This is a genomic window from Vibrio sp. Vb2131 (assembly GCF_033338535.1).
In the GTDB taxonomy this organism is placed as follows: Bacteria; Pseudomonadota; Gammaproteobacteria; order Enterobacterales; family Vibrionaceae; genus Vibrio; species Vibrio alginolyticus.
The window spans coordinates 12,734-30,925 of record NZ_JAWOSW010000028.1; the positions used below are offsets into that span (position 1 = coordinate 12,734).

14 protein-coding genes and 2 tRNA genes are annotated in these 18,192 nt (G+C 44.1%); 7 read left to right on the top strand and 9 right to left on the bottom strand.

Going from position 1 to position 18,192, the window contains the following annotated elements; translation table 11 throughout:
* Positions 1–5 precede the first annotated feature (5 nt).
* The 3 genes from rluF to R7E38_RS21375 all read right to left on the bottom strand — a co-directional run bounded on the left by rluF (position 6) and on the right by R7E38_RS21375 (position 2,112).
* Positions 6–1,163 (bottom strand): 23S rRNA pseudouridine(2604) synthase RluF, encoded by a 1,158-nt coding sequence (rluF, locus tag R7E38_RS21365; RefSeq protein ID WP_017634839.1) that lies wholly within the window; start codon positions 1,161–1,163, stop codon positions 6–8.
* Positions 1,164–1,257: 94 nt separating this feature from the next.
* On the bottom strand, positions 1,258–1,839 hold the full coding sequence (smrA, locus tag R7E38_RS21370; protein WP_005382233.1) for a DNA endonuclease SmrA: 582 nt from the start codon (positions 1,837–1,839) through the stop codon (positions 1,258–1,260).
* Between the two features lie 132 nt (positions 1,840–1,971).
* Complete coding sequence (locus R7E38_RS21375; protein WP_005382236.1) at positions 1,972–2,112, bottom strand: DUF3149 domain-containing protein; 141 nt, start codon at positions 2,110–2,112, stop codon at positions 1,972–1,974.
* 259 nt (positions 2,113–2,371) lie between these two features.
* Between R7E38_RS21375 and R7E38_RS21380 the strand changes: the two genes are divergently transcribed.
* A tRNA-Pro gene (locus R7E38_RS21380) sits at positions 2,372–2,448 on the top strand.
* 185 nt (positions 2,449–2,633) lie between these two features.
* Here R7E38_RS21380 and R7E38_RS21385 read toward each other — a convergent pair.
* On the bottom strand, positions 2,634–3,017 hold the full coding sequence (locus R7E38_RS21385) for a hypothetical protein (protein ID WP_005384085.1): 384 nt from the start codon (positions 3,015–3,017) through the stop codon (positions 2,634–2,636).
* A gap of 137 nt (positions 3,018–3,154) precedes the next feature.
* Positions 3,155–4,027: a TraB/GumN family protein gene (locus R7E38_RS21390; protein ID WP_005382001.1), complete on the bottom strand. Its 873-nt coding sequence runs from the start codon at positions 4,025–4,027 to the stop codon at positions 3,155–3,157.
* A 494-nt stretch (positions 4,028–4,521) separates the two neighbouring features.
* Here R7E38_RS21390 and R7E38_RS21395 point away from each other — a divergent pair, with 494 nt between their 5' ends.
* Positions 4,522–7,173: a beta-N-acetylhexosaminidase gene (locus tag R7E38_RS21395; RefSeq protein WP_017819982.1), complete on the top strand. Its 2,652-nt coding sequence runs from the start codon at positions 4,522–4,524 to the stop codon at positions 7,171–7,173.
* Positions 7,174–7,612: 439 nt separating this feature from the next.
* Positions 7,613–8,305 carry an oligogalacturonate-specific porin KdgM family protein gene (locus tag R7E38_RS21400; RefSeq protein ID WP_017819981.1) on the top strand — a complete coding sequence of 231 codons (693 nt, stop codon included), beginning with the start codon at positions 7,613–7,615 and terminating at the stop codon, positions 8,303–8,305.
* Between the two features lie 65 nt (positions 8,306–8,370).
* Here R7E38_RS21400 and R7E38_RS21405 read toward each other — a convergent pair whose 3' ends face one another.
* Positions 8,371–8,820 (bottom strand): DUF411 domain-containing protein, encoded by a 450-nt coding sequence (locus R7E38_RS21405; RefSeq protein ID WP_017819980.1) that lies wholly within the window; start codon positions 8,818–8,820, stop codon positions 8,371–8,373.
* A 21-nt stretch (positions 8,821–8,841) separates the two neighbouring features.
* Positions 8,842–11,538 carry a heavy metal translocating P-type ATPase gene (locus R7E38_RS21410; protein ID WP_226084099.1) on the bottom strand — a complete coding sequence of 899 codons (2,697 nt, stop codon included), beginning with the start codon at positions 11,536–11,538 and terminating at the stop codon, positions 8,842–8,844.
* 478 nt (positions 11,539–12,016) lie between these two features.
* On the opposite strand from R7E38_RS21410, the gene chiP reads away from it, so the two are divergent.
* From chiP to R7E38_RS21430, 4 genes are all read left to right on the top strand, one after another.
* Complete coding sequence (chiP, locus tag R7E38_RS21415) at positions 12,017–13,138, top strand: chitoporin (RefSeq protein ID WP_005382007.1); 1,122 nt, start codon at positions 12,017–12,019, stop codon at positions 13,136–13,138.
* 123 nt (positions 13,139–13,261) lie between these two features.
* Positions 13,262–13,858 (top strand): DUF2057 domain-containing protein, encoded by a 597-nt coding sequence (locus R7E38_RS21420; protein ID WP_005382008.1) that lies wholly within the window; start codon positions 13,262–13,264, stop codon positions 13,856–13,858.
* Positions 13,859–14,035: 177 nt separating this feature from the next.
* Positions 14,036–15,463 (top strand): glutamate--tRNA ligase, encoded by a 1,428-nt coding sequence (gltX, locus tag R7E38_RS21425; protein ID WP_005384075.1) that lies wholly within the window; start codon positions 14,036–14,038, stop codon positions 15,461–15,463.
* Between the two features lie 640 nt (positions 15,464–16,103).
* Positions 16,104–17,066, top strand: a complete 963-nt coding sequence (locus R7E38_RS21430) for an OmpA family protein (protein WP_005382010.1) — start codon at positions 16,104–16,106, stop codon at positions 17,064–17,066.
* Positions 17,067–17,180: 114 nt separating this feature from the next.
* Here the strand turns inward: R7E38_RS21430 and R7E38_RS21435 are convergent, their stop codons facing one another.
* Positions 17,181–17,687 carry a Fe3+-citrate ABC transporter substrate-binding protein gene (locus R7E38_RS21435; RefSeq protein WP_226084097.1) on the bottom strand — a complete coding sequence of 169 codons (507 nt, stop codon included), beginning with the start codon at positions 17,685–17,687 and terminating at the stop codon, positions 17,181–17,183.
* A gap of 279 nt (positions 17,688–17,966) precedes the next feature.
* A tRNA-Arg gene (locus R7E38_RS21440) sits at positions 17,967–18,043 on the bottom strand.
* Positions 18,044–18,192: the final 149 nt, after the last annotated feature.

Here is an 18,192-nt window from a genome sequence, read left to right on the forward strand (position 1 = left end):
AAGCGTTACTTCTTCAGACTCAATGTACCACCAGTGCGTTTAGCTGGTTTGCTTGGTTTCGCGGCATTTGGGTTCATGTAATGCTGCTTAGGCTTACTCAGTGATTGAGGCTTGTTTGCTGAATGCGTATTGCTCGATGCATCTGGTTTACGGTGCGATTTACCATGCTCGCCTTGCGGTCTGCTGCGTTCACCTTGTGATTTCGCTTTGTAATGTTCTTTAGCTGGACGTCCGCCTTCATCATCACGCTGACGACGCTTTTGTTGACCTTTTTTCGAGTTTGGTGCATGACGGAATTCATCAGCATTGTTACCGCGGAAAGTTCGTGTCTTCTGGTTACGACGAGCAGTAGAATCTTGGTTTTCTTCACGGCTATCAAACAGCTTCGCGTCGGTCGCTTTACGAATGTTGCGACCTCTAGAGTCTGTTTTTGATGCTTCTTCTGTACCTACCGAGCCTTCACACATTGCTAGGATCTCTGCCACTTCTTCGTCACTTAGATAACGCCATTTTCCATTCGGAATACCATCAAGAGAGATATTCATGATGCGAACGCGACGCAGCTTGAATACTTCATAGCCCAGCGCTTCACACATGCGACGGATCTGACGGTTAAGTCCTTGAGTGAGCACAATACGGAAAGAGAATTTAGTCTCTTTTGTTACCTTACAAGGTAGGGTGACTGTGTCGAGAATCTTAACGCCACTCGACATCTGTTTGAGAAACTCGCCTGTAATTGGCTTGTCCACGCGTACGACGTACTCTTTTTCGTGGCTGTTGCCTGCGCGAAGGATTTTGTTCACGATGTCGCCATCGTTGGTCAAAAAGATCAGACCATCAGAGGGTTTGTCTAAGCGGCCGATCGGAAAGATACGTTTTTGGTGGCCGATGAAATCAACGATGTTTCCAGGGACGTCTCTCTCAGTTGTACAGGTGATGCCTGTTGGTTTATTGAGAGCGATATAAATCGGCTTCTCTTTTGCTGCCACTGGCTTACCATCCACACAAACATCATCACCAGGTAGCACTTTTGTCCCCATTTCAGGTTTGTTGCCATTAATGGTGACACGGCCTTGCTCAATCAGTCTGTCTGCTTCACGGCGTGAGCAAAACCCCGTTTCACTGATGAATTTATTTAATCGTTTAGCGTTGTCTTGTGACATTTTTGTCTCCTAACGTTTCACAACGGCGAATGAAGCTCCCTTCCTTTAAGGGGAAGGAAGAATAAGGGCGGGCATTCTAGCATTAGGGTGAAATTTAGCCTAACCGTTTTTGGTGACGTTCGCGGGTTTCTAATTTCTTTTCCGCACTTTTTCTAAGTAGGACGTAAACGGCTCCAGTTCCACCGTGAAAGCGTTGCGCACTATGGACGCATTGGACTTCCTTTATTTGTCGTAGCCAACTGCTAACAAAGCTTTTCATCATTGCAGGTGGATTTGAGCGTTCTCCTCGACCATGGACGATAACGACCGTTCTAATGTCCATTGATAGGCATTGCTTTAAAAACGTCACGACTTCATCACGTGCTTCTTTCAATGTTTTACGGTGCAAATCCAAGCGAGCTTGGATTGGATACTTACCAAGGCGAAGTTTGCGGTAAACCCCGTCCTGTACACCATCACGTTTGAACTCAACAAAGTCCTCTGGCTTGAGCATTTCAGCGTGATCAAGTGATAGGTATTCTGGGTCATCTTCCGTTAACCAGATTGCTGCTTCGCGTTTTGCGAGCTGTGCTTCTGTTACTTGGTGTACTTTTTTGTGTTCGGTGGTGTCTTGAGTGATTGGCTTTACATCGCCCATCATCTGTTGAAATAGATCAAAATCGTCGTCGTGAGACATAGCAGTAATCTCATTAAGAACAGGGAAGAATAATAGGATTATATCAATGAGTGGTGCATTGAGATCAAATAAAAAACCGGAGTAGGCAAGTAACCGACTCCGGTGCAAAGCGTTTCTAGAGCTAAGCGAGATCTAGTGAGGAGATTTGTCGTTCATGATCTTGTATATGAAGAAACCGCCGTAAAATAACATCAGACCAATTGCCCCAAAAATTACTATCATTGACGATAGACCCACTGCATTACCAAATAGGAGATCAAGCCAAAAGTCCATACGTTTCCTCCAAGATGTTCCCGACAGGAATAAACTAAATGGCGGTGTCTTGTTGCACACTGATCTGGATCAATTATGTTGCTAAGGTTAATAAACTGTATTTTGTTGTGAGTTATCAGTCACATTTTACGTGCTAGTGTTCAGTTATTCATCAAACGAATTAAGACCTAAGGTTTTTTTGTAAAAAGCACTTGCGCCACAGTTCAGAATCCGTAATATACGCATTCGTTGACGGGGACAATTCCTCAGTTAAACATCTCGGTGAATAGCGCAGCTTGGTAGCGCATCTGGTTTGGGACCAGAGGGTCGGGGGTTCGAATCCCTCTTCACCGACCACTTTTAGAAAGCCTGCTCAATGAGCAGGCTTTCGTCGTTTTTAGTGCTAGTAATTTTAGACTTCAATAGTATCGAACCAAATGGGGTTCGCCTGAAGTTAGAATATGGCTCTTCATCGACACATATTGAGAGGAAGGCTCTACAGAAATGTAGGGCCTTTTCATTTTTTAGAGCGAGTAAATTTATTACTTGATGTCACACGAGATAGTATTGATAGGAGTTTCAGAAGTAGTGAAACAGACATAAGCGGTCTTTGGGTGATTTGGCCCAATCTTGACGTAACCCGCTTTTAAATCGTCTTCATCAAACGTTACTGAGTGAGATTTGCTTGTATTTCCATCATAGTAAACCGCTTCAAAGCCTTGGTTCATCATATGTGCAACGCGATTTCGAGTGTGGGCTGTTGAAAACGTGATGTTCGCGCAACGCATCATTGGTTTTTCGGTAATAAGAAATTGACCACTCTCTTTATCTAAAACACCGCCTTTTACTTCCGGAGTTATATCAATAGCTTGAAAAGCTTCTACGTTGCATGGCGGTTTAGCATAAGACAGCGAAGAAGTGAGCATAATTCCAATCGTGTATAGGAATAAATATTTAAATTTCATATGAGTTGTTTTGTATCCACTTAGCTTAACGGCGTTTTATAAGAAAGTTTGAATGAATTTTAAATGGTTGTATTTAAATGGCATTTTTCAAACAATCACTAGATATCACAATTTGCTTGGCGCGTCTTACCCAGTGGTTTGATGTTAAATCCCCGATTTTTAAGCAGTTCAATCAGGTTATCTTTACCTACTAAATGCAAGCCACCAACAACAACGGTGTAACGACCCGATTGCTGAGGTAGAACACTGCCAGTGTCGAGTTTTTTAGCCCAATCTCGATTACGCTCGTATAAAAAGGCTTGGTTAAACTCTTCTGTTGTATGATCGGTCAAAGAGGCTTCGACCAACATGCTACCATCACCACTCTTCCAACTCTCTATCAAGCATTGAACCAACTCTTCTCCGCCATCATATTCTTCAATTGATGAGAGAAGTATCTCTTTACCGCCTTCTGATTGACCTGCGATTAAATCGATTTGGAATTGCACGGACTCCAGTGGAATGACCGGGATTTGCTTTTTATCAGCGAGTCCTATTAAGTGCATGTCGACCCCTTTATCAGAGACATACCCCAGTTTGTTGACTAAAGCGAGTTGGATGGTGAATGCTGCCATCCAAGGTGGGGAATTTAGGAGTTGAGTTTCTGGCAAACCTAAATCTTGGGCAATTTCAATTAAGTGGCGACGTTGAGCTCTGTCTAAAACATCTTTAGAAAGAATGGTTGTTTGTGGGTAAACCAAGCCTTCAGAATTCCTGACGTCTGCTTCAATAATCAACCCTGCGCTTTGGCTTAAATGCTGGATGACCGTTCTAGGGAGTGGGTACATCGTTTTATCCCCCACATGTACCGAGCCAATAATCATAAGTTCGGTTTCCCCTTTTTTCGCTAACCAATGCTGTGGCTCTGCATAAGAGGAAAAAGGAGTCAAAGTAACAAGTAGAGATGATATGAGCGTCAAGAGACGAAACATAGAATGGTCCTCAGATAAGATACCTTTAAACTTTATACGCAAAATAGCGTGAGGTTAAGTGCAATTTCTCCAGTGGGGTATTCGACAAAATCGTCATTTCTAAAAATATTGACGAGTTTTGACGACGAATAAATGAGAGTCACTTCACGAAAGGTAAATAGGTAATTCGCTTACTAATGGTTCACAAAATAATTAGGCGTGATCCAAATCTTACAAAATCAGTCGTAACTCATGAATATAAGTGACCTAGATCGCAGCAAACTCGTCAAAACAAGTTGTTCGATTTTGACGTGTATTGTAACTCCATGAAAATTAGATTTTTATTGTTTTTGCTGAGTGTCATTTTTTGAGCTGGATCACTTCCTATTTCTATTTATTTTACGCTTAGAAATAACAGGTTGTATGTTGAATGTAACGGTTAGGTACCTCGCATTTGAGGGGCCGAGATTTTTATCATTGTCGTTTTGAACCACTGACTTTTTTGGGGAAGTAAGATGTTTAAACCTAGTCTGATTGCTGTTTCTGTTATCACTACATTAGCAGGTTGCTCTGCGCTGCAAAGCTCTGAACAACAAGTTGTAAATTCGTTGGCTAATAATCTTGATATTCAATACCAAGTGTTGACTAACCACGGTGCAAACGAAGGTCTTGCTTGTCAGGACTTAGGGGCTGAGTGGGCGTCTTGTAACAAGGTAAACATGACGCTGGTTAACCAAGGTGAAGCGGTTGACTCAAAAGATTGGGCTATTTACTTCCATAGCATTCGTCTGATTCTGGATGTTGAAAACGAACAGTTTAAAATCTCTCGCGTAACGGGTGATCTACACAAACTAGAACCAACAGATAAGTTTGATGGTTTTGCTGCGGGTGAAGAGGTTGTGCTTCCTCTTGTTGCTGAATACTGGCAGTTATTTGAAACTGACTTCATGCCAGGCGCTTTCGTTGCTGCACCAAATGCAGAGCCTAAGATGATCGCTTCTCTTAACACAGAAGACGTTGCATCTTTCGTGACTGGCCTTGAGGGTAACAACCTAAAACGTACGCCAGATGACAACAACGTATTTGCGAGCGCTGTGTCTCGTTTCGAGAAGAACGAAGATCTAGCAAAACAAGACGTATCAACCACGTTACTACCAACGCCAATGTCTGTTGAAGCAGGTAAAGGTACGGTAGATATCGCGGCGGGTATTGCGCTGCCTAAAGACGCATTCGATGCGGCTCAATACGCAGCAATTCAAGGTCGTGCAGAAGTGGTAGGTGTGGATGTTCGTGGTGATCTTCCTGTAAGCATCACTGTTGTTCCTGCAGACTTCACCGGTGAATTGGCAAAATCTGGTGCTTACGAAATGAGCATCAAAGGCGACGGTATTGCGATTAAAGCGTTTGACCAAGCAGGTGCTTTCTACGCAGTACAATCTATCTTTGGCCTGGTAGATAGCCAAAATGCTGATTCTCTACCACAACTGTCTATTAAAGATGCGCCGCGTTTTGATTACCGTGGTGTGATGGTGGACGTGGCTCGTAACTTCCACTCTAAAGACGCGATTCTTGCAACGCTTGACCAAATGGCCGCGTACAAGATGAACAAACTACACCTTCACCTAACGGATGATGAAGGCTGGCGTTTAGAAATCCCGGGTCTGCCTGAGCTGACTGAAGTGGGTGCTAACCGTTGTTTCGATTTGGAAGAGAAAAGCTGTTTACTGCCTCAGCTTGGCTCAGGTGCAACGACAGACAACTTTGGTTCTGGCTTCTTCAGCAAAGCAGACTACGTGGACATCTTGAAGTACGCGAAAGCGCGTAACATCGAAGTGATTCCTGAAATCGATATGCCAGCACACGCTCGTGCAGCAGTGGTATCAATGGAAGCACGTTACGACCGTCTAATGGAAGAAGGTAAAGAAGCAGAAGCGAACGAGTACCGCCTGATGGATCCTCAAGATACATCGAACGTAACGACGGTTCAGTTCTACAATAAGCAAAGCTTCATCAACCCATGTATGGAATCTTCAACTCGCTTTGTTGATAAAGTGATTTCAGAAGTAGCAGCAATGCACCAAGAAGCGGGCACGCCGCTAACAACATGGCACTTTGGTGGTGACGAAGCGAAGAACATCAAGCTAGGCGCTGGTCTGCAAGACATCAACGCAGAAGACAAAGTAAGCTGGAAGGGTAACATTGATTTGTCTAAGCAAGACAAGCCATTCGCACAGTCACCACAATGTCAGACGCTAATTGCAGACGGTACGGTAAGCGATTTTGCTCATCTACCAAGCCACTTTGCAGAAGAAGTGTCGAAGATGGTGGCAGAGAAAGGCATTCCAAACTTCCAAGCTTGGCAAGATGGCCTTAAGTACAGTGAAGGTGAGAAAGCGTTCGCAACAGAAAACACACGTGTTAATTTCTGGGACGTTCTTTACTGGGGTGGCACATCATCAGTGTACGAATGGTCTAAGAAAGGTTACGACGTTATCGTTTCTAACCCAGACTACGTATACATGGACATGCCGTACGAAGTTGACCCGAAAGAACGTGGTTACTACTGGGCGACGCGTGCAACAGATACTCGTAAGATGTTTGGTTTTGCACCAGAGAACATGCCTCAGAACGCAGAAACCTCTGTAGACCGCGATGGTAACGGCTTCACTGGTAAAGGTGAAATCAAAGCGAAACCTTTCTATGGTCTATCAGCACAGCTGTGGTCTGAGACAGTACGTAACGACGAGCAATACGAGTACATGGTATTCCCTCGCGTACTGGCAGCCGCTGAACGTGCATGGCACCGTGCTGATTGGGAAAACGACTACAAAGTGGGTGTTGAATACTCGCAAAACTCTAACCTAGTAAACAAAGCTGCGCTAAACCAAGACTACAACCGCTTTGCGAACGTACTTGGCCAACGCGAACTGGCTAAGCTAGAAAAAGCGGGTATCGACTACCGCCTACCTGTACCAGGCGCGAAAGTTGAAGAGGGTAAACTGGCAATGAACGTTCAGTTCCCGGGTGTGAAGCTTCAATACTCTCTAGACGGCAAGAACTGGCTAACTTACGTAGATAATGCTCGTCCAAATGTGAAAGGTGAAGTGTTTATCCGTTCTGTGTCAGCAAGCGGTGAGAAAGCAAGTCGAGTGACCAGCGTGAAATAACTCGATTCTTGTAAGTTAATTTTTTGGCAAAGCCTCAACATCATGTTGGGGCTTTCTTTATTTTTTGAGGAAATTAAGCGTGATCGATGTCTAATTATTTTTCATTGATAAATAAGTTTTTGGTTGTAATGGTCAAGGTTATTGTGAACTTGATCGACTTAATCTGCTAAATATCAATAAATTATCTGTTTACGATCACACTTCTATTTTTTGAATAATTTTATAAAAATACGATAAGTGCCTGTATTTTCCATGTTTTTATCAGGGTTGTTGAGCTTCGGTTTGAACAAGATCACTTTTTAAAATGTTTTATTTTCCATCGCGAATTAATTAAAACAATATTGCGAACGCCAAGGAGGCACATTCCAAAGTTTGCGATAAAAGGGAAGAGATGCCCTCTAAAACTATCGCATAACGTGAATAAATAAAGGCAGTAATTATGAAAAATATTTTTGCACTGAGTGCTCTTTCTCTCGCTTTCGCTTCTAATGCTTTTGCTGGTTCTTCTTACGTAACAGGTAATGTTCAATTCCACGATGATGGTCGAATTCATGGTTCGGACGTTACGTCTACACTGGAAGCTGGTCATACTTTTGATAACCAATTCGGCGGCTTTACGGTTTATACCGAATTTGATGGTATTCAGTTGGGTAAACTGGAAACAGAAAACGGTGGCGCAGGTAACACAACACCAGCAATAACTGTGGGTGGTGAGCAGTCATTTAATATTACCGATCATTTATGGGTTGCCGCGGGTTACCAACACCTATTCTCTGCTGGCGAGAACGTACAGTACCGTCCATTGGTTAAGATCGGTTACAACTTCGATAACGGCATCTCCTTAAGTAACCGTACTCGTGCGCACATTGATGCGACAGACGCAGATGCGGATACAGATTACCGCATGGACAACCGCATCGGTTACGTGATGAATGAGGATGTGACGCTAAGCTACAACAACGTCTACATGATTGAAGCGGAAACCATGGACCACGAGCTTCGTGCAACGTGGACTCGTAAAGGTGTTCAACCTTACTTTGAGTTCCGTAGTCAAGCACACGGTGCAGAAAACGCGAGTGGTGACAGCCTAGTGAATAACGCTTTTGTATTTGGTGCCTCTTACGGCTTCTAATTTTATATTTGTCTTAACTATCCATTAAGAAAAAGCCCAGCGGTTTGTCTCGCTGGGCTTTGTTTTTATTTGCCGTTGCCTTCGTGGTGGCTATATTCGAACACTTGTCCTTTTTCGTTAAAGGCGTAAACGGTGTAGCTGTCTTTTTTGTCGCCATATTCCATACCAGGGGAGCCCATTGGCATGCCCGGTACTGATAGGCCTTTTGCGTTACGTAGTGGATTTTTCAAAAACGCTTTAATGTCTTCGGCTGGAATGTGACCTTCAAACAGATAGCCGTTGATCTCTGCCGTGTGGCAAGAGTAAAGCTGTTCATTCTTGATGCCTAGATCGCGTTTGATGGCGTTCATGTCATCGTGCAATTTTTCTTCGACCGTAAAGCCGTTCTCTTCCATGTGTTTTGTCCATTCTCCACAACAGCCACAGTATGGCGATTTATGGTTAATGACATCGGCTGCCAATACGTTGGCGGACACGGTCGCAAGCATTGCAAAGGTCAATAGTTTCAACTTCATAATACCCTCAAAAAGAAGTGGTTACTTTACTGAAAACAGTCGTAGTCGATTTGCATTACTAACGACAGTAATTGAAGACAGTGCCATTGCCGCTCCTGCGACAACAGGACTGAGCAAAAATCCAAACGCTGGGTAAAGCACACCAGCGGCAACTGGAATACCCAACGAGTTGTAAACAAAGGCACCAAATAGGTTTTGCTTCATGTTCTTAAGTGTAGCGCGAGAGAGTTCAATCGCATGTACTACCGCCATTGGTGACGTGTTCAGGATGGTCATTTGCGAACTTTCAATGGCGACATCACTGCCGCTACCCATGGCAATACCTAGGTTGGATAACGCGAGAGCAGGGGCGTCGTTAATGCCATCCCCCACCATTGCCACGACATGTCCTTGAGATTGAAGTTGCTCAATGTGCTGAGCTTTATCATCTGGCATTACTTGGGCAATCACTTCATCAATACCAAGTTCTTGGCCGATAGCATTGGCAACGTGTTGGTTATCGCCCGTCAGCATTACCGTTTTGATGCCTTGCGATTTTAATGCAGAGAGCGCTTGTTTCGCATCTGATTTGATCGGGTCGGCAATGGCGATCAGACCGAGCAGTTCGCCGTTCAATGCCACAGCTACCGGAGTCCACGCATTTTTTGCGCATTCATCGATGGCAGATTTTAGTGCGCTAGTCTCGACGTTCTCTGCTTGCATAAATTGAAGCGAACCAATGAGTAGCGGTTTATCTTGATACGTCGCCCAAATGCCGCGCCCGCGAACGTTCTCAAACTTGTCTAATGAGACATCCTTTGCGTCGTGTCGTTTGGCGTAATCACATACCGCTTTTGCCAGTGGGTGCTCAGACTGACGCTCTGCCGCATACGCTAAAGCCAATAGATCTTCCTGGCTGGTGGCGTGAGTAAACACTTTCTGAACGCTAGGTTTACCTTGGGTAAGCGTGCCAGTTTTGTCGAACACAACCGTGTCGACTTTGCTTGCCAATTGCAGGGCGTCGGCGTCTTTGATCAGAATGCCGAGCTCTGCGGCTTTACCCACTCCCACCGTGACAGAAAGCGGGGTTGCTAAGCCTAGAGCGCAAGGGCAGGCGATGATCAGGACGGTTGTGGTGACCACCAGCATATAACTCGCTTTTGGCTCTGGGCCAACGGCAAACCAAACGAGCGCGGCCAGTATTGCTATGCCAACAACGACAGGGACAAACACCGATGAAATCTGGTCTGCCAGTTTCGCGATGGCTGGCTTACTGCTTTGCGCTGTGCGCACCATGCGGATGATACGAGCCAGCGTGGTATTTGCGCCAATGCCCGTTGCCTCAATGACTAATCCACCATCGGTATTTAATGTCCCAGCAGACACTTGAGCCTCTTGCGCTTTTAATACTGGTACTGGTTCACCAGTGAGCATCGACTCATCAATGTATGATTCACCTTGAATCACAACACCATCAACAGGCACTTTCTCGCCTGGTTTGATACGCAGTTTCATGCCTAGCGTGATTTGCTCAACCGCGATTTGTTGGTCGCCTTGTTCCGTGATTACCGTAGCTTGCTGAGGTTGCAGGTTAATCAGAGCTTGTAAGGAACGTGTTGTGTTTGCTTTGGCTTTTGCTTCTATATAGTGCCCAAGAGAAATTAAGCCGATGATCATTGCACTCGCTTCAAAGTACACGTGGCGTGAAGCAAGAGGGAACCAGTCTGGGAAAATCACCACAAGCATCGAATAGAACCACGCTGCGCCAGTACCGAGCGCGACTAACGTGTCCATGGTGGCGCGCTTATGAGTAGCTGCTAACCAAGCGTTACTGAAGAAGTGTTTCCCTGCTGTGGCAAGAAGGAGTAAACATACGATACCGATCGCGCCCCAAGCTAATTGGTCGTTGGTGTTGCGAATCATCATATTGCCGCCAGCAACGCCCCAAATCATTAAAGGGGCACCGACGACAAGGCCAGCAATAGCATCCAGCTTAAAGCATTTTTGTTGCTGACGTTGTTGCTGTGCTTGCTTTTCTTGCTGGGTTGCGGCGTCTTGTAGGATCTCTGCTTGGTAACCGGCTTGTTTTACCGATTCAACAATTGCGTTAAGGAGGTCATCAGAGTCTTGGCTTGCGAATACTAGTGCGCTTTGTTCTGCGAGGTTGACCTGTGCTTTCTCAACGCCTTCTACGTTAGTAAGTGCTTTCTCTACTGAAGAGACGCAACTCGCACACGTCATGCCTTGAATCAGCATTTGCAATTGAATACTCGCTGGTGGCACCTGCGTATCTTTAATATTGCTTTGCTTTTCTACCTGTTCGGTCTCTGGTGAGCTTTCGTTCTCTACTTCAACAGAATCAAGGTTGGCGGTATAGCCGAGTGTTGCTATTAAGTCGATCACTTGTTGCTCGGAGAGGAGGGTACGAATCTCTAAGTGCGTTGTTGAAGCCTCAAAAGAAATAACGTCTTGATTAGATTCTAATAAAGATGAAAGTTTTTTGACGCAGCCGCCACAGCTTAAGCCTGAAAGGTTTAGTTCGTAGTGATTTCCTGCTTGGTAACCAAGAGATTCAATCGACGAGACGAGCTCTTTAAGAGAAGACTCGGTTTTGACCTCTACTTGCGTCGGGGACAAATTGAGGATCTCCACATCGTGATTCGCATGTAAAGCATTCTCAACTTTTCTCGCACAGCCCATGCAGTTGAGCCCTGATAAAGGTATAACTAACTGATACATAATCTGCACCTCAATAGTAGTGATGCTATGAGCTTAAACCTTCCTGCAAGGGTAAGGTCAATACCCATTTGCTACTCACAACAATTTCGTCAAAATCTCTCGAATCCCACAAGTGCACGGTCATTTTACTTGCGAGTGATCTCAAGGTTTTTTCTCTTTGAATATAAAGTTCCGTTAAAACACCTAAAAGATGAATGAAGTCGCTCACGTTTTTTAGATGCTCTCAATGTCAGTTCAGTGTCAAAACGTACTTTTAACGTTTTTTATTTTTTATGTTTGATGTTAACTAATTGTTTTTTATTGATTTATTTTATTTTTGATCTTCTCATTTTGAAGTCGCTCAGATTGCTGTAGGGAAAGTTTTTTAGTGCGAAAAAAGTTTGTCATATTTGCCCCGTCCAAACACTGTTTCAAGTTCCTGCCATGTCCTAGTTAGTGAATTTGAAAATGGAAAAAACTAAAAATATAGGGGTTTATAATGTCTTACCTAAAGAAAAGCCTACTTGCCACGGCAATTACCGGCATGATGTTCAGTGGTGCTGCATTTGCTGATGGTGCAAACAGTGACGCAGCAAAAGAGTTTCTAACCAAAGATTCATTTTCTTATGAAGTTTACGGGATCATCGCGATGCAGGCCGCGTACCGCGATTACGATTCTGGCAGCAAAGCAACGGACGATGATTTGGGTGGCATGCAGCTAAACAACGAATCTCGTATCGGTTTCCGTGGTAAAAAACAATTTGCTAACTTCGACCCTACTTTTATTTGGCAAATCGAAGGCGGTTATGTAGACCCTAGCTTTGGTGGCGAGGGCGCAGGTCTTGGTGAACGTGACACATTCGTCGGTTTTGAAAGTGCATCTTGGGGTCAAATTCGTCTGGGTCGCGTTTTGACACCTATGTACGAATTGGTTGACTGGCCAGCATCTAACCCTGGTCTCGGCGATGTATACGACTGGGGTGGTGCTATTGGTGGTGCCAAGTACCAAGACCGTCAATCAAACACTATCCGCTGGGACTCTCCAATGTTTGCTGACAAATTCTCCCTAGATATCGCAGCTGGTGCAGGTGATAAAGCAGGTCTAGGTGAAGGGGATGACTACTGGGGTGGTATCGCAGCACACTACAAAATTGGTCCTATCCAGTTAGATGCGGCATATGAAGGTAACCGTAATATCAAGATGGAAAGCCAAACGTGGGAAAACAACACGTACTTGGTAGGGGCACAAGGCTGGTTTGATAACGGGATCTCTTTCTTTGCGCAATACAAATACATGGAAGCGGACGCAAGCAATGGTGTGAGTGAAAAGCAAGATGCAATGTCTGCCGCTATCATGTACACCACGGGTGATTGGCAATACAAACTGGCTTACGCCGCTAACTTTGATCTAGAGCGTGATGGTAAGAAAATTAACGATACAGCGGACGATGTGTTATCAGCACAAGTTATGTATTTCGTAGACCCATCGGCAGTGCTGTACGTACGTGCTCGTACTCTAGACTTTGGCGACGGTGCGTCTCAATTAGATAAACCAACAGAAGCACGTTGGAAGTCTGCTGACTACGACGAGTTCTCTGTAGGTGTTGAATACTACTTCTAATTAAAGAAGCAGCTAAAAGGGCGGAAACGCCCTTTTTATCTTGATACTTATTCAAATAAGCCTTTGAAATGACTGGCCTGTAAATTTTAGAGGCTTATCTAAATTGGTATAAAGTGAGAAACCATGATGAAAAAAACAACGACACTTCTCGGACTTTGCGCAATGCTTTCGGCGCCAGCTTTTGCTGCTCAACTCACTCTGCAATCTGAATTAGTTCCTCGCGTTCTCAACGGCGAGTTCGTCTACCCTGAGTGGATATCCAAGAACAACAGCATCGAGTTAAAAGATGGGGAAAACCAATTAGCGGTAACGGTTGGACAAATCGTATTTGAAGATGGAAAGCGCCGTAAATTCGATTCGCAGCCGCTGGTATTAGAGTTTGATGCAGAAAAAGACACCGAGCTTTCTCTGACTTATCAAACATTCCGTACTATTGAAGAGGCGAGAGCCTTCGAACTCGATCCTAAAGTGGTATTGAAAGACAAAAACGGAAAAGAAGTGGCATTCTCTATGGTTCAACTTCGTAAAGGTGGTTTGCAAGGTTTTCGTGATTACGAACGAGAAGTTGCCGACTATAATAACGCAATGAATAAAGAATCGACTAAGGCAAGCATTGCGTCTTCTCCAGCGGAAACCAAAACAATCAAAGCATCGTTTAATGAATTGAGCCGTGAAGAGCAGCAAGAATTTATGCAATGGGCAATGCGTAACCTGAAGTAATTTCGTCTCGTGCTTTAACAGTAAATAGCAGGGCTGTGCCTTTTTGGTTCTGCCCCGTTTTTATTTCTGTTGTCAAACCGATTGTAGAATTGACTTACGGTGGTAAAATGTCGCCACTTTTATCCTTGACATTACAACGAGAGATCTCTCGTTGCTCATTACCCCTAAGGAACTCAAATGACGGTTAAAACTCGTTTTGCTCCTAGCCCAACTGGCTATCTACACGTTGGTGGTGCGCGTACTGCACTTTACTCTTGGCTATACGCTAAAAACCAAGGTGGTGAATTCGTTCTACGTATCGAAGATACAGACCTTGAGCGTAACTCTCAGGAAGCGGTTGATGCAATTCTTGAAGGCATGGAATGGCTAGGCTTGGAGTGGGATGAAGGTCCTTACTACCAAACTCAACGTTTTGACCGTTACAACGAAATGGTTGATAAGCTTCTTGCTGAAGACAAAGCTTACAAATGTTACGCGTCTAAAGAGCTGCTAGATGAAATCCGTGCAGAGCAAGAAGCAAATAAAGAAATGCCTCGCTACGATGCTAACCATCCAAAAATCAAAGCAGCAAACGAAGCGGCAAAAGATGGCGATCCATGTGTTATCCGTTTCCGTAACCCGAAAGAAGGCAGCGTAGTATTTGATGATCAAATCCGTGGTCGCATTGAAATCCGCAACGATCAAATGGATGACCTAATCATTCGTCGTACTGACGGTTCACCTACTTACAACTTCTGTGTAGTAGTGGATGACTGGGACATGGGTATCACTCACGTTGTTCGTGGCGAAGACCACATCAACAACACCCCTCGTCAAATCAACATCTACGAAGCACTAGGTGCGCCAGTACCTACATTTGCACACTGTGCAATGATCCTGGGTGATGACGGCGCGAAACTGTCTAAACGTCACGGCGCTGTATCAGTCATGCAATACCGCGATATGGGCTACCTGCCTGCGGCACTAAACAACTACCTAGTGCGCCTTGGTTGGTCTCATGGTGACCAAGAAATCTTCTCTCAAGAAGAGATGATCAATCTATTTAGCCTAAACGCAGTATCTAAGTCAGCGTCTGCTTTTAACACTGACAAACTGCAATGGTTGAACAACCACTACATCAAGAACTCAGATCCTGCGTACGTTGCTGAGCATCTACAATGGCATCTAGACCAACAAAAACTAGACGTAACGAATGGTCCTGCTATTACTGACGTGATCAAGCTGGTGGGTGAGCGTTGCAACACACTAGTTGAGCTAGCTGAGCAAATCCGTTACTTCTATGAAGATTTCTCTGAGTTTGAAGCGGGCGCAGCGAAGAAACACCTACGTGGCGTGGCTAAAGAGCCTCTAGAACTTGCATTAGCGAAAGTGGAAGCACTAACTGAGTGGACGACAGCGAACATCAAAGATGGCGTTATCGCAGCAGTATGTGAAGAGTTGGAAATCGGCATGGGCAAAATCGGTATGCCATTACGTGTTGCTGTAACAGGAGGCGGTCAGTCTCCTTCTGTCGATGCAGTAATGGAGCTGGTTGGAAAAGAGCGTTGTATTGCTCGCATTAAGATGGCGCTTGAGTTCATTGCTGAGCGTGAAGCAAACGCATAATTGCTTTGAACTGAACGTTCTTTTGAATAAATAGTCACAAAGCCGCGGTGAGCAACCGCGGCTTTTTTGTATCTTCAATTTAGATAACGAGAAACTTTCTCTCATATTGGTGAATGAAGAGATGGTTTCACCTGTAATTTACCTCAATATGGATAAGATTTTTTAATCCAAATATCGTTGGCATGAATAAAAAACGATCGATTATATATCAAGTATCTGATTGATTTTTATCCATGTTCCTTAAAGTTCCATTTTGTTTGTCTCATTTTTAAGAAAAACCTTTGCTTTAGCTATGTTGTTTCAAAAAATAAAGCAAACGTTTGTGTCGTGATTACGTGGGGATTTTTTTGCTTAAGATCACATGTTGTCGAGATTTTTGATGACAATAAATTGACAGAATTGGGATTTTTCTCGCGATTTCTTAGCGTTATAGTTCATCCCGTCAGCGATACCGAGATGGCGATATGTATCACTGAACAGGAAATGTACGTAAGTTGCTTCCATAAAAAAAATGCATGTGCATAAAAAGAAGCTGACTAAGTATCTCACTCAAGGAATGAATAAAAAGAATTGAAATACAACGTCAGTCAGACGGCGCATTTCGGCATCTAACAAAAGAACTTCTTTAGAGGAATCAATAATGAAAAAATTAGCAGCGGTAATTTCAGCGTCTCTACTTATGGCTTCAGCAGCACAAGCAGAAGTATACGTTGGTGGTAAGATGGGTAAGTCATGGATGGAAGACGCGTGTGTAGCGGGCCAGGCTTGTGACAAAGACGATTCTACTCTTGGCGCTTTTGTTGGTTACGAAATGAATAAATACTTCGCAGTAGAAGCGGGTTTCGACAACATCGGTGATTTTAACCAAACTTCTTTCGGTGGCCACGTAGAAGCAATCACTCTTGCTCCTAAATTTAGCCTACCAATCACTGAAGACATCGCACTTTACGGTAAAGTGGGTGGCGCTTACGTAATGTTTGATGGCAAAGATGATTACTCTTACCTAGGCGCGGCTGGTCTTGAATTCAACCTAAGCCAAAACGTAACAGCTCGTGCGGAATACCAAACACTGACTGACATCAGCAACGATGTAACTCGTGCGACAGGTAACACTGCAACACTAGGTGTTTCTTTCAAATTCGGCGGCAACGATGAGCCAGTAATCGTAGAAGAGCCAGTTGTTGTTGAAGAAGTGGTTGTAGAAGAAGTGGTAGAAGAGCCAGTAGTTGTAACGAAAACATTCGAAACTCAAACAATCGGCACTGGTAGCTTCGATCTAAACAGCACAACTCTAAAACCAGAGAGCGCTGCAAAACTTGATAACCTAGTTGCTTTCCTAAACGAGCACCCACAAGCGAACGTTGAAGTTGTAGGTTACACAGATACGTCTGGCCCAGCAGCTTACAACCTAAAAGTTTCTGAGAAACGCGCTGAGTCTGTTGCTAACGCACTCGTTGAAAAAGGTATTGATTCATCACGTATCCAAGCTCGTGGCGAAGGTGAAAACAACCCAATCGCTTCAAACGACACTCGTGAAGGTCGTCAACAAAACCGTCGCGTAGAAGTCGTTGTTCCAGAATTTGAATACCAAGTTCAGCAATAAGCTCCTATTCGACCGTAGTATAGAAGACTGAAGCTGAAAGCCCCAAAGAGTTCGCTCTTTGGGGCTTTTTATTTCTCTTTAAAAACTGACTGAAATGTTCAAAGTGGCCAGGTATTATTTAAGATCAATGCTGTTTAAACGCCCCATAAATGTCAGGATCTTCAAGTTATCTTTATGTGCTTCTAACAACGCTTTTTTGGTTTGCATGTAGGCGGCAAGTTTGCCGTACTTACTAATAGAGCGAACCACCGTTTTATATTTATACTCACCGTCATCATTGAACTCTCGCCACTTGGCGATGTAACACGTATCTCGGTTGTCAGGGTTTTCAAGAGTAGGGTTAGGCTTGTGAACGATTTTAGGCTCAACGCTATGTGGAAGCCTGGTCATTAGGTAAGGGTCTTTCAAAAGACGTCGCCAGAATTTGCCCCACATTTGCCGGCCTAACTCGTTTCTCAGCTTAATGGCTTTTTGTAAGCCTTTCTTTTCTCCAATACGAACAAATCCAACCGAGCGGTGTAGTACCGTATCCTCGGGGGTATGGATATGTATCTTAAAGGCTGTCTTGCCTTTAGAAATAAAGCGGTGTCCAGTGTTAGTTATTAAATTGCTCTTAGACATAGTGCTAACTAATAATTTTATTAATAGCTAAAAGGGTAAGCAAAACTCATAGATAATTAAAGTAATAAAATACAAAACTGTAAATAGGGCTTGTTGAAATGATTTCAAGGGGAAGAAGTCAGATCAGTAGAAGGCTTTATCCCGTAACCGAAACACCTGATCCGATCATATTGATTACTGGGAAGATTACCTAACACGATGTACTAGGGGGAGCAGTGCGAGGCTTGAAATTGAAGATACAAAAAAGCCTTAGCTCAAGTGGGAGCTAAGGCTATGATATGGCGCCCCCAGTAGGATTCGAACCTACGACCTGTCCCTTAGGAGGGGACTGCGCTATCCAGCTGTGCCATGGGGGCGTAATACCAATAGTTGCAGTTCATTGCACTGTTTTACTGAGTTCAAATCTAGCAATCTACTTAGATCTGTATCAGCATCACGTTGAACGATTCGCTACGGTCATTGGTATAATCAAATAAGATGCGCTGCCTATAATATTCAAAAGTGA